This window comes from Mesorhizobium sp. BR-1-1-10 (assembly GCF_020165595.1).
Classification (GTDB): domain Bacteria; phylum Pseudomonadota; class Alphaproteobacteria; order Rhizobiales; family Rhizobiaceae; genus Mesorhizobium; species Mesorhizobium australicum.
This window is the reverse complement of record NZ_JAIUIL010000002.1, coordinates 145,049-166,238: the sequence shown is the minus strand read 5'-3', so window position 1 is coordinate 166,238 and position 21,190 is coordinate 145,049. Positions and strand designations below refer to the sequence as shown.

At 62.5% G+C, this 21,190-nt stretch carries 26 protein-coding genes; 10 read left to right on the top strand and 16 right to left on the bottom strand.

Annotated elements, in window-relative coordinates; all coding sequences use genetic code 11:
* Positions 1-7 precede the first annotated feature (7 nt).
* A complete protein-coding gene (purL, locus tag LB555_RS03735; protein ID WP_015318144.1) occupies positions 8-2,239 on the bottom strand; it encodes a phosphoribosylformylglycinamidine synthase subunit PurL in 2,232 nt (743 codons plus the stop codon).
* Positions 2,240-2,476: 237 nt separating this feature from the next.
* Between purL and LB555_RS03730 the strand changes: the two genes are divergently transcribed.
* A complete protein-coding gene (locus LB555_RS03730) occupies positions 2,477-2,641 on the top strand; it encodes a hypothetical protein (RefSeq protein WP_015318143.1) in 165 nt (54 codons plus the stop codon).
* Positions 2,642-2,716: 75 nt separating this feature from the next.
* Here the strand turns inward: LB555_RS03730 and LB555_RS03725 are convergent, their stop codons facing one another.
* Positions 2,717-4,126, bottom strand: a complete 1,410-nt coding sequence (locus LB555_RS03725) for a PLP-dependent aminotransferase family protein (RefSeq protein WP_224682302.1) — start codon at positions 4,124-4,126, stop codon at positions 2,717-2,719.
* Positions 4,127-4,219: 93 nt separating this feature from the next.
* Here LB555_RS03725 and LB555_RS03720 point away from each other — a divergent pair, with 93 nt between their 5' ends.
* The gene (locus LB555_RS03720) at positions 4,220-4,471 is read left to right on the top strand and encodes a DUF1127 domain-containing protein (RefSeq protein WP_041163466.1); all 252 of its coding nucleotides are present in this window, start codon (positions 4,220-4,222) and stop codon (positions 4,469-4,471) included.
* A gap of 8 nt (positions 4,472-4,479) precedes the next feature.
* Here LB555_RS03720 and LB555_RS03715 read toward each other — a convergent pair whose 3' ends face one another.
* From LB555_RS03715 to purC, 7 genes are all read right to left on the bottom strand, one after another.
* Positions 4,480-5,121 (bottom strand): Pr6Pr family membrane protein, encoded by a 642-nt coding sequence (locus LB555_RS03715; protein WP_015318140.1) that lies wholly within the window; start codon positions 5,119-5,121, stop codon positions 4,480-4,482.
* Positions 5,122-5,128: 7 nt separating this feature from the next.
* A complete protein-coding gene (locus LB555_RS03710) occupies positions 5,129-5,536 on the bottom strand; it encodes a hypothetical protein (RefSeq protein WP_015318139.1) in 408 nt (135 codons plus the stop codon).
* Positions 5,533-6,198 (bottom strand): glutathione S-transferase family protein, encoded by a 666-nt coding sequence (locus tag LB555_RS03705; protein ID WP_015318138.1) that lies wholly within the window; start codon positions 6,196-6,198, stop codon positions 5,533-5,535. Before LB555_RS03705 ends, LB555_RS03710 begins: the two co-directional genes overlap by 4 nt.
* A 64-nt stretch (positions 6,199-6,262) precedes the next feature.
* On the bottom strand, positions 6,263-6,931 hold the full coding sequence (purQ, locus tag LB555_RS03700; protein ID WP_015318137.1) for a phosphoribosylformylglycinamidine synthase subunit PurQ: 669 nt from the start codon (positions 6,929-6,931) through the stop codon (positions 6,263-6,265).
* Entirely contained in the window at positions 6,928-7,182 is a 255-nt protein-coding gene (locus LB555_RS03695; protein WP_015318136.1) for a hypothetical protein, read from the bottom strand. Before LB555_RS03695 ends, purQ begins: the two co-directional genes overlap by 4 nt.
* A gap of 19 nt (positions 7,183-7,201) precedes the next feature.
* Positions 7,202-7,444, bottom strand: a complete 243-nt coding sequence (gene purS / locus LB555_RS03690) for a phosphoribosylformylglycinamidine synthase subunit PurS (protein WP_015318135.1) — start codon at positions 7,442-7,444, stop codon at positions 7,202-7,204.
* A gap of 42 nt (positions 7,445-7,486) precedes the next feature.
* Positions 7,487-8,281, bottom strand: coding sequence for a phosphoribosylaminoimidazolesuccinocarboxamide synthase (gene purC / locus LB555_RS03685; protein WP_013532127.1), 795 nt, complete (start codon positions 8,279-8,281; stop codon positions 7,487-7,489).
* 274 nt (positions 8,282-8,555) lie between these two features.
* Here purC and LB555_RS03680 point away from each other — a divergent pair, with 274 nt between their 5' ends.
* Entirely contained in the window at positions 8,556-8,876 is a 321-nt protein-coding gene (locus LB555_RS03680) for a DUF1476 domain-containing protein (protein ID WP_015318134.1), read from the top strand.
* Between the two features lie 110 nt (positions 8,877-8,986).
* On the top strand, positions 8,987-9,760 hold the full coding sequence (locus LB555_RS03675; protein ID WP_140717434.1) for an HpcH/HpaI aldolase family protein: 774 nt from the start codon (positions 8,987-8,989) through the stop codon (positions 9,758-9,760).
* On the opposite strand, the gene LB555_RS03670 is transcribed toward LB555_RS03675, so the two are convergent.
* On the bottom strand, positions 9,667-10,959 hold the full coding sequence (locus LB555_RS03670; RefSeq protein ID WP_224682301.1) for an acyltransferase family protein: 1,293 nt from the start codon (positions 10,957-10,959) through the stop codon (positions 9,667-9,669). The genes LB555_RS03675 and LB555_RS03670 overlap by 94 nt on opposite strands.
* Before the next feature lie 173 nt (positions 10,960-11,132).
* Positions 11,133-11,681, bottom strand: coding sequence for an RBBP9/YdeN family alpha/beta hydrolase (locus LB555_RS03665; RefSeq protein ID WP_015318131.1), 549 nt, complete (start codon positions 11,679-11,681; stop codon positions 11,133-11,135).
* 244 nt (positions 11,682-11,925) lie between these two features.
* Here LB555_RS03665 and LB555_RS03660 point away from each other — a divergent pair, with 244 nt between their 5' ends.
* Positions 11,926-12,738: a VOC family protein gene (locus LB555_RS03660; RefSeq protein ID WP_015318130.1), complete on the top strand. Its 813-nt coding sequence runs from the start codon at positions 11,926-11,928 to the stop codon at positions 12,736-12,738.
* A 49-nt stretch (positions 12,739-12,787) separates the two neighbouring features.
* On the opposite strand, the gene purB is transcribed toward LB555_RS03660, so the two are convergent.
* Genes purB through LB555_RS03645 form a run of 3 tightly spaced genes read right to left on the bottom strand, consistent with a single transcriptional unit; the run spans position 12,788 to position 15,399 of the window.
* Complete coding sequence (purB, locus tag LB555_RS03655) at positions 12,788-14,095, bottom strand: adenylosuccinate lyase (protein ID WP_015318129.1); 1,308 nt, start codon at positions 14,093-14,095, stop codon at positions 12,788-12,790.
* A gap of 60 nt (positions 14,096-14,155) precedes the next feature.
* Positions 14,156-14,620, bottom strand: a complete 465-nt coding sequence (locus LB555_RS03650) for a hypothetical protein (RefSeq protein ID WP_015318128.1) — start codon at positions 14,618-14,620, stop codon at positions 14,156-14,158.
* Between the two features lie 56 nt (positions 14,621-14,676).
* Entirely contained in the window at positions 14,677-15,399 is a 723-nt protein-coding gene (locus LB555_RS03645) for a DUF2259 domain-containing protein (protein WP_015318127.1), read from the bottom strand.
* Positions 15,400-15,546: 147 nt separating this feature from the next.
* Between LB555_RS03645 and LB555_RS03640 the strand changes: the two genes are divergently transcribed.
* The gene (locus tag LB555_RS03640; RefSeq protein ID WP_015318126.1) at positions 15,547-15,801 is read left to right on the top strand and encodes a DUF2171 domain-containing protein; all 255 of its coding nucleotides are present in this window, start codon (positions 15,547-15,549) and stop codon (positions 15,799-15,801) included.
* Positions 15,802-15,819: 18 nt separating this feature from the next.
* On the opposite strand, the gene LB555_RS03635 is transcribed toward LB555_RS03640, so the two are convergent.
* Positions 15,820-16,842, bottom strand: coding sequence for a P1 family peptidase (locus LB555_RS03635; RefSeq protein ID WP_015318125.1), 1,023 nt, complete (start codon positions 16,840-16,842; stop codon positions 15,820-15,822).
* A complete protein-coding gene (locus LB555_RS03630) occupies positions 16,842-17,915 on the bottom strand; it encodes a branched-chain amino acid ABC transporter substrate-binding protein (protein WP_224682300.1) in 1,074 nt (357 codons plus the stop codon). The genes LB555_RS03635 and LB555_RS03630 overlap by 1 nt, the downstream gene beginning before the upstream one ends.
* Positions 17,916-18,094: 179 nt before the next feature.
* On the opposite strand from LB555_RS03630, the gene LB555_RS03625 reads away from it, so the two are divergent.
* The 4 genes from LB555_RS03625 to LB555_RS03610 are packed head-to-tail and all read left to right on the top strand — an operon-like array spanning position 18,095 to position 21,190.
* Complete coding sequence (locus LB555_RS03625; RefSeq protein WP_015318123.1) at positions 18,095-18,622, top strand: flavin reductase; 528 nt, start codon at positions 18,095-18,097, stop codon at positions 18,620-18,622.
* A complete protein-coding gene (locus tag LB555_RS03620; protein ID WP_140720631.1) occupies positions 18,619-19,548 on the top strand; it encodes an AAA family ATPase in 930 nt (309 codons plus the stop codon). Before LB555_RS03625 ends, LB555_RS03620 begins: the two co-directional genes overlap by 4 nt.
* Positions 19,514-20,803: a vWA domain-containing protein gene (locus tag LB555_RS03615; RefSeq protein ID WP_411970749.1), complete on the top strand. Its 1,290-nt coding sequence runs from the start codon at positions 19,514-19,516 to the stop codon at positions 20,801-20,803. The genes LB555_RS03620 and LB555_RS03615 overlap by 35 nt, the downstream gene beginning before the upstream one ends.
* 48 nt (positions 20,804-20,851) lie before the next feature.
* Positions 20,852-21,190: an XdhC family protein gene (locus tag LB555_RS03610; RefSeq protein WP_015318120.1), complete on the top strand. Its 339-nt coding sequence runs from the start codon at positions 20,852-20,854 to the stop codon at positions 21,188-21,190.

Genomic DNA, 21,190 nt, shown 5'->3' with positions numbered 1-21,190 from the left:
GCCCTGGTCAACTGGCCTGATCCATGAAGCGCGGGAACCAGCCTTCATGGGCGGCGGTCAAGTCGCTGACCGGGATTGCCCTGGCATCGCCGAGCTTCAACGCGGCGCCGCCGGTCGAGCCGATCCACGGCGCGAAAATGCCGAGTTCGCCCTGCTGCTTGCGGATGGCGTCCCATTCATCGCCATGCGGATCGATCGACAACGTCAGGAGATAGCGGCCCTGGTCTTCGCCGAACCAGACCGGGATCGGATCGGTACCGACAAGCCCGGGAACGGTCGCGCCGATGCCCGACGCCATCGCCATTTCGGCCAGCGCCACCGCAATGCCGCCATCGGAGACGTCATGCGCGGCCGTGACGATGCCGGCAGCGATCAACGAGCGTACGTGGTCGCCGACGCGCTTCTCGTGGTCGAGGTCGACCGGCGGCGGCGGGCCGTCGCTGCGGCCGTGGATATCCCTGAAATAGACGGACTGGCCAAGATGCGTTCCCCAGGAAGCCGGTGCGCCGACCAGCAGGATCATCTGGCCTTCCGCGGCGAAACCGATCCGCGCCATCTTCGACCAGTCTGATATCAGGCCGACGCCGCCGATGGTCGGTGTCGGCAGGATGCCCCGGCCGTTGGTCTCGTTGTAGAGCGAGACATTGCCCGACACGATCGGGAAACCAAGCGCCCGGCAGGCGTCGCCGATGCCTTTCACCGCGCCGACCAGTTGGCCCATGATCTCTGGCCGTTCGGGATTGCCGAAATTGAGATTGTCGGTAGCGGCGAGCGGCAGCGCGCCGGTGGCAGTCAGGTTGCGCCAGCATTCGGCCACCGCCTGCTTGCCGCCCTCGTAGGGGTCGGCTTCGCAATAGCGCGGCGTCACATCGGAGGAGAAGGCCAGCGCCTTGGTCGGATGGCCCTCGACCCGCACCACGCCGGCATCACCGCCCGGAAGCTGCAGCGAATTACCCTGGATCAGCGTGTCGTACTGTTCCCACACCCAGCGGCGCGAAGACAGGTCCGGTCCGCCAAGCAGCTTCAGCAGCGCATCGGCGAGGTCGGCCTGCGGGATATCGTTGGCGGCAAGCGGCGCCGGCTTCTTCGGCTCGACCCAAGGGCGATCGTATTCGGGAGCCTTGTCGCCGAGATCCTTGATCGGCAGGTTGGCGACCTCGTTCCCCTGGTGCCGCACGCGGAAGCGCAGATCGTCGGTGGTCTTGCCGACGATGGCGAAGTCGAGGCCCCATTTGTGAAAGATCGCCTCGGCCTCCTTCTCTTTTTCAGGGCGCAGCACCATCAGCATGCGCTCCTGGCTTTCCGACAGCATCATCTCGTAGGCGCTCATGCGCTCCTCGCGCACCGGCACCTTGTCGAGGTCGAGTTCGATGCCGAGGTCGCCCTTGGCGCCCATTTCGACCGCCGAACAGGTGAGGCCGGCAGCACCCATGTCCTGGATGGCGATCACGGCGCCCGAAGCCATCAGTTCGAGAGAGGCCTCCAGCAGGCATTTTTCGGTGAAGGGATCGCCGACCTGCACGGTCGGGCGCTTCTCGTCGATCTTGTCGTCGAATTCGGCCGAGGCCATGGTGGCGCCGCCGACGCCGTCGCGGCCGGTCTTGGCGCCCAGATAGACGACCGGCAGGCCGACGCCCTTTGCCTCGGACAGGAAGATGGCATCGGTCTTGGCAAGGCCCGCGGCAAAGGCATTGACCAGGATGTTGCCGTTGTAGCGGGCGTCGAAATTGACCTCGCCGCCGACCGTCGGCACGCCGAAGGCATTGCCGTAGCCGCCGACGCCGGAAACCACGCCCGCGACCAGATGCCTGGTCTTGGGATGGTCGGGCGCGCCGAAGCGCAGCGCGTTCATCGCCGCGATCGGCCGCGCGCCCATGGTGAAGACGTCGCGCAAGATGCCGCCGACGCCCGTCGCCGCACCCTGGTAGGGCTCGATGAAGGAGGGATGGTTGTGGCTTTCCATCTTGAAGACGACGCAGTCGCCGTCACCGATGTCGACCACGCCGGCATTCTCGCCCGGGCCCTGGATGACTTGCGGGCCGGTGGTCGGCAAGGTGCGCAGCCATTTCTTCGAGGATTTGTAGGAGCAGTGCTCGTTCCACATCGCCGAGAAGATGCCGAGTTCGGTGAAGCTCGGCTCGCGACCGACCAGGTCCAATATGCGCTGATACTCATCGGGCTTCAGCCCATGCGAGGCGATGAGGTCTGATGTGATCGGGACGGAATTGGAAGTGGTCATGGGCGGCGATTTATGTCCATGGAGCAGGGATTTTGAGTCTCCTCTTATCGCAAGCCTTGCGGTCGATACACCCGTCGGCTGAGGAAAAAGGCAGAAAGCAACAGGGCGATAGATCGCGGCAGGCCTTTTGGTGAGCAGCGAAAGGCGTCCACCCAGCTTTCAAGTCCCCGCAAAACCAAAATGGGGAACGCTCCGATGCCCCGGTCGTTAGGTCCCTATCACCGAGGAGACAGAATCATGGCTACCAAGCAAGGCAAGAACGACAATCGCCTCTCGGACAAGGAAGCTCTCCATATCGCGGAGACCACCGACGTTTCGCCGCGGCAGGCCAAGGAATTGGCTGAGAAGCACGGCAAGGAAAAAGCCGAGAAGGAAGCCAAGAACTTCAAGGCCGAAGGTTGATCCGGGTCTGGTTCTGACAAGTCCAGTGTCGCAAGTCGACGTCTCGAGGCAGCAGGGCGGGTGGCCGCGAACGGTTCAGGAAAAACTGTCGTAGCCCGCGCGGCCCTCGTCCAGCAGCCGCCTGATCACCGCGACGCCGCCGGCAACATCCTCGCGCCCGCTCGGCTGCGAAACACCGAAGCGCACCCCATGGAAAACCCGCTCCGAGCGCCCCGCCTTGAATTCATCCTCATCGTCGATCAGCACGCCATGCTCCAGGCAGGCATTCTTGAACGTGCCGGAAAGCCAGGGATCGGGCAGGGTGAGCCAGACGAACGGCACCTTGTCGTGCGATCTGAATGAGAAGCCCGCCAAACTTTCGCGCACTATGGACATGCGGGCGCTGATCTCCGCGATGCTGCGCTTGCGGATTTCGCTGGCCTGGCCGGAAAGCACCAGCCGGGCATTCACCTCCGCCAGCAGGAATGGCATGCCGCCCGTCATCATCTTGTGGGCGACCCGGATGCGATGGCGATAAGCGGGCGGGCAGGAGAGCCAGCCGCCGCGCAGTCCGGCGGCGACCGACTTCGACAGGCCGCCGGCGATGATGGTGCGCTCGGGCGCGAATTCGGCAAGCAGCGGTGTCGGGTCGTCGGTCAAATGGCCGTAGAGGTCATCCTCGATCAGGATGACGTTGTAATCACGGGCGATACGCGCGATCGCCTCGCGTCGCGCCGACGACAAGGTCAACAGGGTCGGATTCTGCGCCGTCGGTATCAGGAAGATCATCTTGGGGTGCTTTTGCGCGCAGACGCGTTCGAAATCCGCCGGATCGAGGCCTTCATCGTCCGAGGCAACCAGCGCGGTGCGCCGGCCGATCAGGCCGGCGCTGCGGGAAATCTGGGAGTAGGTGAGGTGCTCGAAGGCGACATAGTCGCCGGGCGTGGTCAGGGCCGCGATCGCGGCCATCACCGCGGCGTGGGTACCGAGGGTAGGCACGATTGTATCGATCGTTGGCCGGAAGGCATTCCGGGACAGCCAGCGGGCGCCGGCTTCGTACCAGCGATCCGGGAAGTCGCGCGTGTAACTTGAGATCTCATGCGGATGGTCCTGTGCGGTGCGCGACAGGACGTCGGCTACAACGGCGCCCTGGCCGATATCAGGGGCTGCCGTGCTGTCGAACCGCAACTTGCCCTTGGGGGCATCGACATAGCGCGTGCCCTCCACGCTGGTGTCGGGCGCCTCCGGCTTCGTAACCCCGATGTTCTGGCTAAGCACATAGGTCCCGCGTCCGACTTCGCCGCTGACGAGACCGCGCTCGCGCAGCAATTGATAGGCCCGCCCGACGGTGCCGACCGTGGCACCGATGTCGTAGGCAAGGTCGCGCTGTGGCGGCAGTTTTGCCCCCGCGCCGATCACTCCTCGATCGATATCCGCCTCGATGGAATCCGCGAGACGCTGATACAGCGGGCCTGAACCGGTGAGATCTGGAATCCAATTTGTCATGGTGACAATTTTCTATATTGCACCGTTTTGGGAGTCAATACATACCGGCAATGCACCCAACCGAGGGTGCAATTGACATTTGGCAGAAAGAAAATGAATACAATCGGAACATTCCGCCACTCGGAAACCCAATTGCTCGGTCAGCCTGCTCGCCCGTCCGGGCAGCGCGGCTTCGCCGGCCGAATTGTGCATGTGGTCAGTTCGCTGGCGAAATGGATCGACCGCCTGCTGGAGCGCCGGCGCGGCCGACTGGCGCTGCTGGAGATGACCGACGATCAACTCAAGGACATCGGCATCTCGCGCTGCGACGCTCACCGCGAAGGCATCAAGCCGCTCTGGGAATAGCGGCCCGTCTACCGTGCGCCTTTGCTCCCGAGGCGCCCGATAGCGTGGTCGACGAAAACGGCGACGACGCATATCACCAGGAAAAGTGTGGTTATGGCGAGCGCGGCCACGGCGACGCTCTCAACGCCGTTCCTGGCGACATCGAGGAAGGGATAGGGCACTTCGCCCGCCAGCGGCGCGCGCGCCAGCGCATAGGCCAGATAGGCGATGGGATAGAGCACCCACCAGGAGATGTCGCTCCATCGCGTCCTGCCATCGGCGCCCGATATCAGCCACCACAGCACGAACAGCACCGGCGTCACGTAGTGCAGCAGGATGTCGCAGAGCAGGAACAGGCCTTGCGGCTGCCAGAGCCGCGCCAGAACCGTGGCATAGACGATGAACACCAGGGTGATCGAAGCCGCGACGCCCGCGCGCATCCGTGGTCCGGCAAAGGCCGGCAGCCACGCATAGAAGCCGGATGACAACAGCGAGGCGTGGACCAGCACGGCGCCAATGTTGGTCAGGATGGTGAAGAAGCTGAAATAGAACACGATCGAGCCGAGCAGGCCGCGGCCCGCTACCATCGAAGCCGGAATGGTGATCGAGAACTGCAAAGCGAGCGCTATCAAGCCAACAAATAATCCCGCGATCTGCAGGAACCGGCCCATGGCTGGCTCAGGCCGTGGCCGCGCAGGCCGGATTGCCCGCTTGCCAGCGCGCGACATCGGAGCTGATGCGTGCGCCAAGCGGGTCGTTCATCAACGGTCCGAAGACGTCGACACGGCTTGAATTGCCCTGTGCCTGCACGACCAGCAACGGTTTGCCGCCATAGTGCTTGGCCGGCACCAGAAGGAAGCGCGGCGTGCCGCTGAACGAGTTCAGTTCATTGGCCATCTGATACTGCCTGAAGGCCGGATCCTTGCTGGCGATCCAGCATTTGTGGGCCGATATCGCCACCTGTTCCATGGAGAGCAGCGCGGCGCTCTTGCCCGACGGCACGGGCGTGCTCTTGGGGCTCGATTGGCAAGATGCCAAGGCAAAGCCTGACACGGCGATCAGGGCGATCGTCCTGTTCTTGATCAAGCGGCACCCATTTCGAGTTCGGACAGAGAGATCTTCAGGCCGTCGGTCATCTCGCCCCATACCCTGGACAATGCCGGATGCTGCGAAGCGATCTGCTCATAGGCATCGAATCTGGGATAGGCGTCGAGCAGGTCGTGGCGGCCGGTCATGGCGCGGAAATTGTTGAAGATGAACCGCGTCGGCGTCAGCCAGGCGTCGGCGAAACTGATGTCGCTGCCGAGCGCGAAGGGGCCTTGCGCCATGCGTGCCTCGATGGCGGCCAGCCCATGGTGCAGACGGGCGAATTGGGCGTCGATCTCGGCAGTGTCGCGCTTCGGCACGAAATGCAGTTCGAAAAGCTTCATCGTCGGTGTGAGTACGTCGAGATCGACGATGCGGGCAAACATGCGCACCAGCGCGCGGTCCTTCGAATCGGGCGGCAACAGAGCCGGTTCGGGAAACCGTTCCTCGAGATATTCGGCGATCACCACCGATTCGACGATCGTTTCGCCCGAGCCGGTGATCAGAACCGGAATCCGGTTCATCGGCGAGATAGCGCGAAACGCCTCGGGGATCGGAAAACCGGGCGGCGGCGCGATGATCTTGATCGGCACGTCCTTGATATAGGCCAGCGCCCGCACGATCGAAGAGTAGGGCGACAACGGCCGCGAATAGAGTTTCATGACCGTCTCTCCCTCACGCTATGATCTTGAATTGCCGCAATTCTTAAGGTTGCGGTTGCAAACTTCAAGCGGCAATGCCCAAGGCGCCTTCGAACAGCGCTCTGCCGTCATTGCCGCCATGCGCTGCTTCTATCAGATTCTCGGGATGCGGCATCAGGCCGAGCACATTGCCTTGTTCGTTGACGATGCCGGCAATGTCGTTGATCGAGCCGTTCGGGTTGGTGCCTTCGGCATAGCGGAACACCACCTGGCCTTCGCCCTCGAGACGGGCAAGTGTGTCGGCGTCGGCAAAGTAATTCCCGTCGTGATGCGCCACCGGCGAGCGGATGATCTGGCCCGGCTGGTAGCGACGCGTGAACATGGTGTTGGCGTTGGCGATCTCGAGCTTGACCTGCCGGCAGACGAATTTCAGCGAGGTGTTGCGCATCAGCGCACCTGGCAGCAGACCGGCCTCGACGAGAATCTGGAAACCGTTGCAAACGCCGATGACCATGACGCCCTTGGCCGCCTTTTCGGCGACCGCCCGCATGACCGGCATGCGTGCCGCGATCGCGCCGCAGCGCAGATAGTCGCCAAAGGAAAAACCGCCTGGGATGGCGATCAGGTCGACATCGGGAATTTCGGTGTCGGTCTGCCAGACGGTTGCCGGCGCCTGTCCGGAAATCTTGGTCAGCGCCGCGATCATGTCGCGGTCGCGGTTGAGGCCAGGGAGAAGGACGACGGCTGATTTCATTTTGGTTCGTAAGGCCTTTGTGCTTCGGCAAGTTCGCGCGGGTCGAGACGGCGCTCGATATGTTCTAGCCAATCATCCCGGCGAGCGAGCACGCCATAGATGTTCTTCACGTCAGTCTCGGTGGCTATCAGATGACCGCGGATGGAGCCAAGCTCGGATTTTACCTCTCCGAGCGTCAAATCCATCCTGTCCAACCGTGATTGAATGGACTTGAGGCCTTCAAATATCAAGCTTCCATCGCTCTCGGCCATCAGTTCCTCCGGCACAACTTCAGGTAAGCGTCACACTATAATTCTCAATTACAGTGTTCGCCAGCAGCTTGTCGCACATGGCCTTGAGATCGGCCTCGGCCTTGCCCTTGTCGCTTTCCGAAAGCTCGACGTCGAACACCTTGCCCTGCCGCACTTGGCCGACGCCATCGAAGCCCAGCCCCGACAGCGCGTGTTCGATCGCCTTGCCTTGCGGGTCGAGCACACCATTCTTGAGGGTGACGGTAATGCGGGCCTTGATCACGCTGGACATGCTCCTGTTCTGAACGTTGGGCGCAAGCCGCTGTCAGTGCGGCTTGCCTTTGAGGCCATCGGTCGAGGCGACAAGCACCGGACCGGTAGGACGCGGCGGCTCGTTCTCGTTCATGATGCCGAGGCGGCGGGCGACTTCCTGATAGGCCTCGACGAGGCCGCCCATGTCGCGGCGGAAACGGTCCTTATCGAGCTTGTCCTGCGTCGCCACGTCCCACAGGCGGCAGGAATCCGGCGAAATCTCGTCGGCAACGACGATGCGCATCATATCGCCCTCGAACAGGCGACCGCACTCGATCTTGAAGTCGACGAGCTGGATGCCGACCCCCATGAACAGGCCGGAGAGGAAATCGTTGACGCGGATGGCCAGCGCCATGACGTCGTCGATCTCCTGCGGGCTTGCCCAGCCGAACGCCGTGATGTGCTCTTCCGAAACCATCGGATCGTCGAGTGCGTCGGCCTTGTAATAGAATTCGATGATCGAGCGCGGCAGGACGGTGCCTTCCTCGATGCCGAGCCGCTTGGACAGCGACCCGGCGGCGACATTGCGCACCACCACCTCGAGCGGGATGATCTCGACTTCCTTGATCAGCTGCTCGCGCATGTTGAGCCGGCGGATGAAGTGGGTCGGGATGCCCATGCGGTTCAAATGATTGAAGATGTATTCGGAAATGCGGTTGTTGAGTACACCCTTGCCGTCGATGACCTCGTGCTTCTTCTTGTTGAACGCGGTTGCGTCGTCCTTGAAGAACTGGATCAGCGTGCCCGGCTCGGGTCCCTCATAGAGGATCTTGGCCTTGCCTTCATAAATGCGGCGGCGATTTTTCATTTGAATTTTTCTCTGGATTTGCGGACAGGCGGCAAGCGACCACTTCCTGTCCCTCCGCCTGAATTAATGCGGCGACGGTGACGTTCAATGCCGGGTCTATCCCAATCACACGGTTTGCTCAATCGGCAAATCCTTTCAATCAACCGCTTTCGGGACTGAAATGCCGCAGCGCAGCATATGACGAAGCATATTGACCGGCCCGCGACCTTTTGGTTTGTGCTTCGGCAACACACATATCCATTGCCAACGAATCGGATTTGACCGGAGGGACGCCATGAGCAGCATGAAAGACCGCGAAGAGGGCTTCGAGCGCAAATTCGCATTCGACGAGGAGCTTCGGTTCAAGGCTTCGGCGCGGCGCAACAAGGCGCTTGGTCTGTGGGCAGCCGAAAAGCTCGGAAAGTCCGGCGCCGATGCCGACGCCTACGCCAAGGAAGTCGTTGTTTCCGACATCGAGGAAGCCGGCGACCACGACGTGTTCCGCAAGATCCGCAAGGATTTCGATGCCGCCGGCGTCGAGCAGTCCGATCACCAGATCCGCCGCACCATGGACGAAATGATGGCGCAGGCGATCGAGCAGATCAAGAACACCTGATCCGGCCGCTTTCTGGCCCAATCGACCGCCCGGCCGATCCGGGCGGTTTTTCTTTGCCTTTGCGGCGGTTTCCGGCTGAAACTGCCGACGTTAACGAGGAAAGAGATTAGATGTCCCTGAAGTCCCGTCTTGCCGCAGATGAAACGCTGGTAACCGCCTGGTCGGGCGTGCCGGACGCCTTGACCGTGGAGATCCTCGCCAGGCAGGACTTCGATGCCGTGACACTCGACATGCAGCATGGCGGCCATCACGAGGACAGCGTCCTGCGCGGCCTGGCACCCGTGCTGGCCCTGGGCAAGCCGGCGCTGGTGCGCATTCCCGTTGGCCGTTTCGACATGGCCAGCCGTGCTCTCGATTTTGGCGCCGAAGCAGTCATTGCGCCGATGGTCAACTCGGTGGCCGATGCAAAGCTGTTCGCCGCGGCCATGAAGTATCCCCCGCTCGGCGAGCGCTCGTGGGGTCCGACCTATGCCTTTCCCCGCCATGGCAAGGGCGACTATGCCGAATGGCTGCGCGACACCAATCAGCGCACTATGGCTTTTGCCATGGTCGAGACGCGCGCCGCGCTCGATGCGCTTGACGGTATCCTCGACACGCCGGGCATCGACGGCATTTTCCTCGGGCCGTCCGACTTCTCGATCGCCTGGACCAACGGCACCACGGTCAATTCGACGCTGGAAAGCATGATGGAGACGGTGGCTTCGGTTGCCGAGCGCACCCGCAAGGCCGGCAAGCATGCGGCGATCTATGTCGTCGAACCGGCTATCGCCGGCCGCGTCGTGTCGATGGGCTATCGCCTGCTCGCCACGGGTTCCGAGCACGCGCTGATTTCATTGGGAGCAAGGACCTTGCTCAAGGACATGCGGGACTCGATCGGATCCTGAACCAGCGGACTGCTGTCGCCAGCGTGTTGCTCAGGCCTTTGCACCGCGAGCGCCGTGGCGACCGATCCGCCGCGTCTGATCCTGTCGAACAAAGCGCCGAGCGCCTGGACCCACCAGTTGTTGAAAGCCATCAGCGGCAATGCCGCGAGGATCGACCCAGATATCGCGGCGGCAGCGCCGAGTGCGGCGGAGTCGCTTGCCAACAGCGCCCATGATCCCAACGAGCAGATAACGGGTACATGCACGAGGTAGAGCGGGAAAGACAGGTCGCCCAGGAAACGTGCGGCCTTGCCGGAGAGCCATGACGGTGGGTCATCCATGCTCAGCACGGCGTAAACCAGCATGATGCTTGCCGGGATGGCCACGCAAGCTTGCCGCAAACCGATATCGGAAGCTGCAATATCGAGCACGGCGAAGGGCCGGTATATTCCCACAGCATCTCCTGCATAACCCAGCAGCACCAGCGAAATAATCGCCATGGCCCCTCTCACCCATCGATTCGGGCGAAATCCCATGGCGAGAAGCGGATAGAGTAGGAGGCTGGCCGGAAAGGCACAAAAAAAGAAGCTGACTTGCACCGCCAAGAATACGCCTGTTGCTATGCAAAGCCAGGACAATAGCGCCCAGCGGCCTTGGAAGAAAAAGACGATCGGGGCGAGGGCGAAGGTCAGCATGCTGCCCCAGAACTCGATCGTCATGGTCCACAGGCTGCTGTCGTAATATTTGTCGCCGTAAATGAATGTCCGCCACGCTCCTTGCAGGAATGCGTCGGAGAAACTCGCTGTCTCCCGCGACAGTACCTTTGAAGCATTGCCGAATCTGCCGAGCCACTCAGATTGAGCGACCGCCGCTGCATCCTCGAAGAAATACAGATCGAGCTTGAAGATGACACAGGACGATAGAACCACAACAAGCACGGGTCCAGCCAGACGAGGCAAACGTTTGATCGCACCCAGCCGAAGGTCTTGTGCGTCGCGGGACTGGAAATAACGCTTCACAAGCACATAGGAAGAGAGGACGAAAAACAAGTAGACGGCAGAGCCGCCATTGAAGGCGATGAAAGCCAGACTTGTCTTGAGCGATTGCGCAGCCTCCTCTTCGCCCGCCGCGGACGGCGCAAAAGCACACAAGATATGCCAATTGAGAACGATAAGCGCTGCGGCGCCTCTCAAGAATTCAAGTGATGCGTCCTTGCGCAAGCATTGACCTCTGTTTCAAGGGCGAAGAATTGGCAGCCCGGTTCAAGCACGGATGATCATCCAGAAAGCAATTTCCACTGCTTCTGAATAGTTAACGCTGGCCCTCTTAAATTATTATTTATTCGAGTCCTGCAGTTTGATCGAATGCCATCGTGCGTTGATTTTGGCGCGCCTCAGAGGTCCGTCAGGAACTTGGCGAAGGTCATCGATCCCTCGGGCCAGGGGCCAAAGCCTGAATCCTCGCTGATATGGCCGGTTTCTCCGGCATCGATGAACAGCGAGCCCCAGGCGCCGGCGATGTCCTCGGCGACATCGAAAGGGCAGAAGGGGTCGTTGCGGCTGGCGATCACGATGGAGGGAAACGGCAGCGGTTCGCGAGGATAAGGGCCGAAAGTCATCAGATGTCTTGGCTTGATCTTGGGATTCGCGACGTCCGGCGGTGCCACGAAGAAGGCGCCGGCGACCGGCTTCCGGAACTGCGGAATGGCTTGTACGGCCGCGGCCACTCCAAGTGAGTGAGCGACGAGAACGACAGGTCTCTCGGCCTCGTTGACCGCCTTGGCCACACTCGCCGTCCAGTCCTCGCGCACCGGCTTCGACCATTCCGCTTGCTCGACGCGGCGCGCCGTGGACAGTTTCGATTGCCAGCGGGTCTGCCAATGCTCAGGCCCCGAATTGGTGTATCCGGGAATGATCAGAATATCTGCGTCCTTGACTTTCATGGCGCTCAGATAGCGAGCGCGATTGCCTCATGCAACCGTTGATGGGCAGGCTTCTGGTCGTAACGGTGAACACCATGTTCGCTTTTCGCTGTCTTGTGTGAACGATGAAGATCGACGATCTCTGTCGGGAGAGAAACAGCCGTGGAGGACCGGGATTTTGGCGCTGACACGACGTAGAATGATCGGCGCCGCTGGCCTCCTGGCTTTGGGAGCTTCGCGAGACGTCGCCGCAACGGAGACAATGATGAGCGAACTGCCATTTGCCGCCACCACGCCGGTGAGCGTCGCCCGCGTCGGTCTGAAGGCGCGTGATGCCGAAAGTCTTGCCGCCTACTATCGTAAAGTCGTCGGACTGCAGGAATTGAGCCGTGCCGAAGGCGCGATCACGCTCGGCGCCGGCAGCCGTCCGCTGCTGGTGCTTGAGCCGGACAGCTCTGCCAAACCGGACGATCCGCGCAGCGCCGGCCTGTTCCATACGGCTTTCCTGCTGCCCAGCCGTGCCGATCTCGGACGCTGGATCAACCACGCCATCTCAGACAAGATCGCTATCGAGGGCGCTTCGGACCATCTGGTCAGCGAAGCGCTCTACCTGACCGACCCCGAGGGCAACGGCATCGAAATCTATGCCGACCGCCGCCCGCAGGATTGGAAATGGAACGGCGACAAGATCGCCATGGCGACCGAGCGGATGAACATTCCGTCTGTCGTTGCCGAAGTGCCGGCCGGCGATGCGGGATGGCAAGGCGCGCCGGAAAACAGCATTGTCGGCCATGTCCACCTGCGCGTCGGCAGACCGGAAGAGGCCGAAGCCTGGTGGAACCAGGAATTCGGCTTCGACACGGTCGCCAAATATGGCGGCCAGGCGGTGTTCCTGTCGTCGGGGCATTATCACCACCACATCGGCGCCAATGCCTGGCAAAGCGCCGGCGCCGGCCGCCGCGACCCCTCCCGCTCGGGCCTTGCCTGGGTCGAGATGCGTTCGGACAATGTGAGCAGCGAAACGACCCGTGAGGATCCTTGGGGCACGGTGATCAGGACCGTGCCGGGTAAGGCTTGATTGGACGTCATCACGGCACCTTCTCCCCGTAAACGGGGAGAAGGAAAGCTCATGCTCCTCCGAACACCCGCTTGAAGATCGTGTCGACGTGCTTGGTGTGGTAGCCCAGGTCGAATTTCTCGCGGATTTGCGCCTCCGGCAACGCGGCTGTCACTTCCTTGTCGGCCAGAAGTTCCTCAAGAAAATCAGCGCCTTGTTCCCACACCTTCATGGCGTTGCGCTGCACCAACCGGTAGGAATCTTCGCGTGACAGGCCGGCCTGCGTCAGCGCCAGCATGACGCGTTGCGAATGCACAAGGCCGCGAAACTTGTTCATGTTGTTCAGCATGTTGTCGGGATAGACGACCAGCTTGTCGACGACGCTGGTCAGGCGTGACAGCGCGAAATCGAGCGTCACGGTGGCGTCCGGGCCGATCATGCGCTCGACCGAGGAGTGCGAGATGTCGCGCTCATGCCAGAGCGCCACGTTCTCCATCGCCGGCAGCGCCATGGAACGCACCATGCGGGCAAGGCCGGTGAGGTTTTCGGTCAGCACCGGGTTGCGCTTGTGCGGCATCGCCGACGAGCCCTTCTGGCCCGGCGAAAAATACTCTTCCGCTTCCAGCACTTCGGTGCGCTGCAGATGCCGGACCTCGATCGCCAGCCGCTCGATCGAGGAGGCGATGACGCCGAGGGTCGCGAAGAACATGGCGTGGCGGTCGCGCGGAATCACCTGAGTCGACACCGGTTCCGGCTTTAGTCCGAGCTTTGCCGCCACATGTTCCTCGACATAGGGCTCGATGTTGGCGAAGGTGCCGACCGCGCCCGAAATCGCACAGGTGGCAATGTCTTCGCGCGCGTGCACCAGCCGCTCGCGGCAGCGCGAGAATTCGGCATAAGCCTGCGCCAGCTTTATGCCGAAGGTCGTCGGCTCGGCATGGATACCGTGGCTGCGGCCGATGGTGACGGTGTCCTTGTGCTCGAAGGCGCGGCGCTTGAGCGCTGCAAGCAACGTATCGATGTCGGCCAGCAGAATGTCGCTGGCGCGGGTGAGTTGCACCGCAAAGCAGGTGTCGAGCACGTCCGAAGACGTCATGCCCTGATGGATGAAGCGCGCGTCGGGCCCGACGAATTCGGCAAGATGGGTGAGGAAGGCGATAACGTCATGCTTGGTGACGCGCTCGATCGCGTCGATCTTCTCGACGTCGAATTCGGCCGCGCTTCCCTTTTCCCAGATCGTTTTGGCCGCTTCCTTGGGGATGACCCCCAGTTCGGCCAGCGCGTCGCAGGCATGGGCCTCGATTTCGAACCAGATGCGAAACCGGGTTTCGGGCGACCAGATGGCGACCATTTCCGGCCGGGAATAGCGAGGGATCATCGGTCATTCCTGATGTGTCGGAGGGATTTGTCCGCGTCCTAACAGAGGCGGACCAAATGCTCAACGCTGCTGCCGTGCAAACCAGAGGCTGACGGCGAACAAGGCGACGAAACCAAGCGGGAAATAGAGCCGGATGCCCAGCACCACGAACTGGTAGGACGCCACCGCCATCGTGAAGGCGAGCTGAAAGCCCCATGTGAGGGTGAATACGGGCGCATGCCATTCGGCATAATAGGAGCGGTATTGCAGGGCATACAGCAGGGCGGTGAGGCCGATCGTTGCGGCAGCAAGCCCTACGAATATCGCCGCGAAGGCGACCTCCCGGCCCCTTCCGAGCGAAACCAGCCGTGCGGCAAACAGGCCAACCGGAAAGGCCAGGGCGCCGCCGACGGCAAACAGCAGGGACACGGTGCGGATCTTGCCCGGCGTCACCCAATTGTCCAGCAACAGGTTGACGAGTGCGCTGGCGCCCATGGCGGCGGCCCACAGCAGCGCACCGAGAAGCGCTGCACGCAGTGTCGGCATGGCGCCGCGAAGGTGGTGCAGGGCGCGATTGCGCCTGACGGGTTGGACAAGCTCTGTCACAGGCGGCCGGTCACGGCGATCCAGCGAAAGTCCGGCCCTTCGAAGCCATACTGGCGCACCGCGATCAGCACCGCATAAGCGCTGAGGCTGTCCATCGAGAACGTCTGCACCGCGCCGATGCGGTAGCCGTTCGGGCAGCCCCGGCTCTTGGGGATCGCTTTGTCCTCGTGCAGCAATTTGGTGGTGCCGCCATCCCGCGCCTCGATACGCAGCAGCCGGAAGCCATTGATCTCGCCCTGGCTGGCGCAACTTTCGGTGTCATTCATGCCGATCTCGTCGAGCCGGAACTCGAGCGGCTGGTCGACAGGGGAAAAGATCGGTCGCGGATTGACCACTATGCGATGTGGATCGGCCGAAAGCTCGGTCACCGGGTTGGAGCCGGCGGTGATGCCGCGGTTGGCACTCAGCTCGGCCTGGCTGACAATGGCCTCGCCCTTTTGCCGGGCCTGAAGGCGGGCAGCGTCGAGCGTTGCCTTCTCGTCGTCGAGCCGGACCCTGACCGGCGTGCCCTTGAGAAAGCTGTCGTTGCTCGTGTCGATGTAATACCGGTTGGCATAGGGAAAGCCCGACCCGTCCTGGATGCCGTACTCCTCGAAGGCGAACACGCCGCCATCCCGGGTGAAGCCCAGGATTTCGAGCTCCGCGACATCGCCGGCCTGGGCAATCGACGCCGCGAACTGCGTGGCCAGGCAAACGGCAAACAGGAAAAGCGTCCGCATTGTCATCGCTCCTTCGGCCTGATCGCTTCAATCCCTAGCACGACGAGACCAAAACGTCGTGCGGACCAAGGCCGATGCATCCAAACCGCTCGTCATTTGTTATTGTCGGCAGTCCCAAGGGAAACCCACCCCAATGGAGAAGCTAACATGACCGACACCAGCAAAATTCGTGAGCACATGGACGTCGTCGGCGCCGACGGCGTGCATATCGGCACCGTCGACAAGGTCGATGGTCAGCGCATCAAGCTGACCAAGGCCGACAGTGGCGAGGGGGCTCACAAGGGCCATCACCACTATATTTCCCTGGCCCTGGTTGCCGAGGTCGATGGCAAGAAGGTGTGGCTGTCCGCGAATTCCGATGTCGCGGTGACGTTCGAGGAAGAAAAATCCGATCCGGTTTGATCGACGGCTTTAGCCAGCCTAGTGACGTGACGACCAGACGGGAAACAGGTCGTTGTCGGCTGGCGTCGCGGCAAACACGCCACGGCTGATGGCGCGCGCCATAGTGGCGCCGGCGGCGGCGTAGAGGTCGATTGCCGCGTCGGCGGTCAGTTCGACCCCGCTCTTGCCGGTGGCCAGCGCGAACACCAGGTCGCCGTCGGCCGGCGTATGGGTCGGCCAGATGGCGCGTACGAAGCCGTCATGCGCCGAAATCGCCAGGCGTTTGGCGGCGGCCTTGGTGAGAACCGCGTCCGTGGCAATGACCGCGATGGTCGTGTTGCCGCCGCTGTCCATCTGCCGTCCGTGATCCTTGTCCCGGTATTTCAGCAAAATCCGCTTCGCGTCCTCGGGCATGGGCGAGGGATAACCAAGCCCGCCGAATTCATCGCCGATTTCGAAGGGTGCCGCCCAGAAATGGCGGGTGCGGCCGACGGTCACCGAGCCGGTCGGGTTGACGGCGGCCAGCGCGCCGATGGTGATCCCATTGTCCAGCAGTGTCGAGGCGGAACCCAGGCCACCCTTCAGCCCCGACGTCAGTGCACCGGTTCCGGCGCCCGCCGTGCCAAATTGGAAATCGACAGCGGCAGTCTGCACCGACTCGTAGCCGAGGTCGCGATAGGGGGGATAGCGGCCCCAGTCCTTGTCGCCGCCATTGCGCAGATCGAAGAGGATCGCCGCCGGCACGATCGGTACGCGGAAGCCGCCAACCTCGAAGCCGATGCCGCGTTCGCGCAATGCGGCCTGCACGCCGGAGGCAGCATCGAGGCCGAAAGCCGAACCGCCTGACAGCACCACGGCATGGATCGTCTCCACCAAATTGTGCGGTTCCAGCAGATCCGTCTCGCGGGTGCCAGGCGCGCCGCCAAGAATCTGGACTCCCGCGACCGGCGGCTCGTCGCAAAGGACGGTCGTCACGCCGGACTTCAGCCTGGCGTCGGAAGCATTGCCGACGCGCAGGCCCATGACATCGGTGATGAGATTGCGTGGACCGGTGCGGAACATCAGTTGTTTTCCAAGGGCACGAAGCGGGTGCCGTCGAAGCGGAAGACACGGTAGAGGCTCTGGCTGAGGTCGCCCTTCTCGTCGAAGCGGACCGGTCCGATCGCCGTGGTGAAATCACGCCCGGTGAGTGCCTCGGCCAGCGGCCCGCCGGAGCCTGCTGCGTCCGACGATGCGGCCTTGGCGATCTCGACCGCAGCATAAGCCGGCAGGGCGTAGCCGTCCGGCACGATCTTGTGCGCGGAGAAGCTTTCCAGCACTTTGGGATCCGCGACATCGGCCCATTCGGGTGGCGCGATCATCAGCGTGCCGGTCGCGTAAGGCACGTCGCCGGGCGGCGTGCGCAGGTTTTCGCCGCCGGCAAAGACGATGCCCGTCTGGAGCTGGGCGGCATCGCGCCCCATGATGGCGATGTCGTCGCCGTCGCCGCCGGCAAAGACATGCGTGGCGCCGGCCTTTTTCAGCCGTCCCACCAGGCCGATCTGGTTGTCGAGCTGCGGCCGGAACGTGTCGACGAAGACCGGTTTCAGTGCCGCCTGCTCGGCAGCAGCACGAAATGTCTCCGCCATCTCACGGCCATAGATGGTGCCGTCGTCGATGATCGCGAACAGCTCGTTCCGCCATAGCCGGGTGAGGTTAGCGGCAACGGCGTTGCGCTCGTCGTCGCCGCGCGGGCCGAGGCGATAAACCGGCCAGCCGGTCTTGGCGCGGCGGTCGGTCAGGCTTTCGGTTCGCACACCAACGGTGATGACAGGAATATTGGCGTCCTTAAGGACAGGCATCGCCGCCTCGATCGCCTCCGTGCAGAGGAAGCCGATCACGACATTGACCTTGGCTGCCACGAATTCCCTGGCCGCCGCGGCGCCGCCATCGCCGGTGCAGGCGTCATCAACAGTCTTGAGTTGGATGCCGTCCACCTCTGCCGCGAGCCCGGCGCCAGCCTCGATCTGCCTGCCGAGGATGGCCGATGGTCCCGACAGGGGTGCTGCGACACCAATCGTGAGCGTCTGTGCGCTGGCGGCGCCGGCCATGAACAGCCAGGCCAGCGCTGCGGTTATGGTTGCCCCGGATCGCATGCTGCCGAAGAATTCCTCCAAGCCCGCGACGTCGCGCAGGCGTCAAATTCCCGCCAAGACCTAAAGGCTGCCCGGCCTTGGTGCAACACGCGAATTCGGGATATGGGCCAAGCACTTCGCTTGTGGCATGTGATGTCTGGCCATATATGTCAGGTGAACAATGGCCATGGAATCTTCCAGTGCTGAAGAAGAACGATATTGGACCGCAGGCCTATCGCGACGCGATGAGTCATTTTGCCGGTCATGTCCATGTGGTGACCACCGACGGACCCGCCGGAAAGCGGGGGACGACGGTGATCGCGGCATGCTCTGTGTCGGATACGCCGCCGACCATCCTGGTCTGCCTCAATCGTGAAAATGCCAAGAATGAGCTGTTCGTGAAGAACGGCAAATTTGCCCTGAACACGCTGGCTTCGCACCAGGAGCCGCTGTCGATTGGATTTTCCGGCATGACTGGCCTGCCGGTCGAAGAGCGCTTCGCGCTCGGCGAATGGGATGTGATTTCCACCGGCGCGCCGACGCTGAAGGGCGCGCTAGCCGTGTTCGACTGCGAACTGATCGACACCAAGGACCTGGCCACCCATCGTGTGCTTTTTGGCAAGGTGACAGGTCTGCGTATGGGCGATAATTTGCGGCCGCTGATCTATCACGCCCGCGGCTACCACGTCCTGGAAAGTGGGGCCGCCGCACCCGCGGAGAAGGAATGAGCGACTTGAAACCGCGCCCCGTGCCGCGGACGATCGACGAAACGCTCGATCTCCTGACCGGCGCGGACTATGTCGCGGACCGGTCGCTGGCAACGGTGCTTTTCCTGTCTCTGCGCATGAGGCGGCCGCTTTTCCTCGAAGGCGAGGCCGGCGTCGGCAAGACCGAGATCGCCAAGGTGTTGGCCGAGGCGCTTGGCCGCCGGCTGATCCGCCTGCAGTGTTATGAGGGGCTCGACGTCTCCTCGGCCGTTTATGAGTGGAATTACGCCGCGCAGATGATCGAAATCCGCATGGAGGAGGCCGCCGGCAAGGTCGACCGCTCCGCCATGGAGCGTAACGTTTTCTCCGAAAAGTACCTGATCCGCCGGCCGGTGCTCGATGCGCTGACCGGCAAGACGGGCGCAGCCCCGGTTTTCCTGATCGACGAACTCGACCGCACCGATGAAGCCTTCGAAGCCTTCCTGCTCGAAATCCTCTCCGACTTCCAGGTGACTGTGCCTGAACTCGGCACGATCAAGGCGGAAGAGCCGCCGATCGTCATCATCACCACCAACCGCACCCGCGAAATCCACGATGCGCTGAAGCGGCGCTGCCTTTATCACTGGGTCGACTATCCCAGTGCCGAGCGCGAACTGGAGATCGTGCGCCGCAAGGTGCCTCGGGCCAACCAGCGGCTTTCGGCCGAAGTGGTGTCCTTCATCCAGAAGCTGCGCCAGATCGAGCTGTTCAAGGTGCCGGGCGTCGCCGAAACCATCGACTGGGCCGGCGCGCTGACCGAACTCGACAAGGTGGCGCTCGATCCGGAGACGGTGTCCGACACGGTCGGGGTGCTGCTGAAATACCAGGACGACATTGCCCGCATCGGCGCGGGCGAGGGCCGGCGCATCCTCGATGAGGTCAAGGCCGAGCTCGCGGCGGCGGAGTAGGGTGGTGAAGGCATCCCGACCCGACCCTGGAGAGGCGACGGCGGACGGCCGGATCGCAGACAACATCGTCTATTTCGCCCGCACCTTGCGCAAGGCCGGCATGCGGGTCGGGCCCGCTTCGGTCAAGGACGCGATCGAGGCGGTGCTCGTCGCCGGCATCGGCTCGCGTGATGACTTTTACTGGACCCTGCACGCCGTTCTGGTCTCGCGGCATGAGGATCATGCCACCTTCGACGAAGCTTTCCGACTGTTCTGGAAATCGCGCGAATTGATCGAGAAGCTGCTGGCGATGTTTTCGCCGGTGGCGCCTGACGTCAGGCAGAAGCAGAAACCGCGCGCGGCTGAAAATCGCGTCAGCCAGGCGATGTTCGAGGGTCATCGGAAAAACCAGACGCCTCAGGAAGTCCCTGAGATCGAGGTCGACGCCCGCTTCACCTTTTCCGGCAACGAGCTGTTGCGGGGCAAGGATTTCGCGCAGATGAACGCAGTCGAGATGGCTGACGCCAGGAAGGCGATCGCGGCGTTGCGGCTGCCTGTCGACATGGTGCGGACCAGACGCTTCAAGGCCGATGCGCATGGCCGCCGCATCGATCCACGTGCCATGATGCGCTCGGCGGCGCGCACCGGCGGTGAATTGATCCTGCCGAAATTCCGCTCGGTCCGCGAAGTTCATCCGCCCCTGGTGGTGCTGGCCGATATTTCCGGTTCGATGAGCCAATACACGCGCATCTTCCTGCATTTCCTGCATGCGCTGTCGGAAAAGCGCCGGCGCGTGCACACTTTCGTCTTCGGCACGCGGCTGACCAACCTGACCCGGCAGATGCGCCACCGCGATCCCGATGCCGCCCTTGCCGATTGCTCGGCGGCGGTCAAGGACTGGTCGGGTGGCACGCGCATCGGCGATACGCTAGCCGAGTTCAACCTTGTATGGTCGCGACGTGTGCTGGGACAGGGCGCGGTGGTGCTTCTGATCACCGACGGGCTGGAACGCGACGATATAGGGGGTTTGGCGCAAGAGATGGAGCGGCTGCACAAATCCTGCCGACGGCTGATCTGGCTCAATCCGTTGTTGCGCTTCGATGGTTTTCAGGCGCGCGCCCGCGGCGTCAAGGCGATGCTGCCGCATGTCGACGAATTCCGCGCGGTGCACAATCTCGACGCGCTCGCCGATCTCTGCACCTCGCTGGACAAGAAATCGGTCCTTTCCGTCGATCCACGGCGGTGGATGGATGCTGGCGCAAGGCGCGCCGCATAGCCATATATTTTCCTGCTTTTGGAAAAACAGACCCTGAGAGAAGCAACGATGAGTGACAGTCTTTATCTCGATGAGGCCCGCGACCCGCTGATCATCGCGGAAGCCTGGATGAAGGACGGCAAGGATGTCGCTGTCGCGACCGTGGTCGAGACCTGGGGTTCGGCGCCGCGCCCGGTCGGCAGCCACCTTGTCATCGATGCCGATGGCAATTTCCACGGCTCTGTTTCGGGCGGTTGCGTCGAAGGCGCTGTCGTGACCGAGGCGGTCGACGTCATCGGCTCCGGCAAAGCCAGGATGCTGGAGTTCGGTGTTGCCGATGAGACCGCCTGGCAAGTCGGCCTGTCCTGCGGCGGCCGCATCAAGGTTTATGTTGAGCGATTGGGCTGA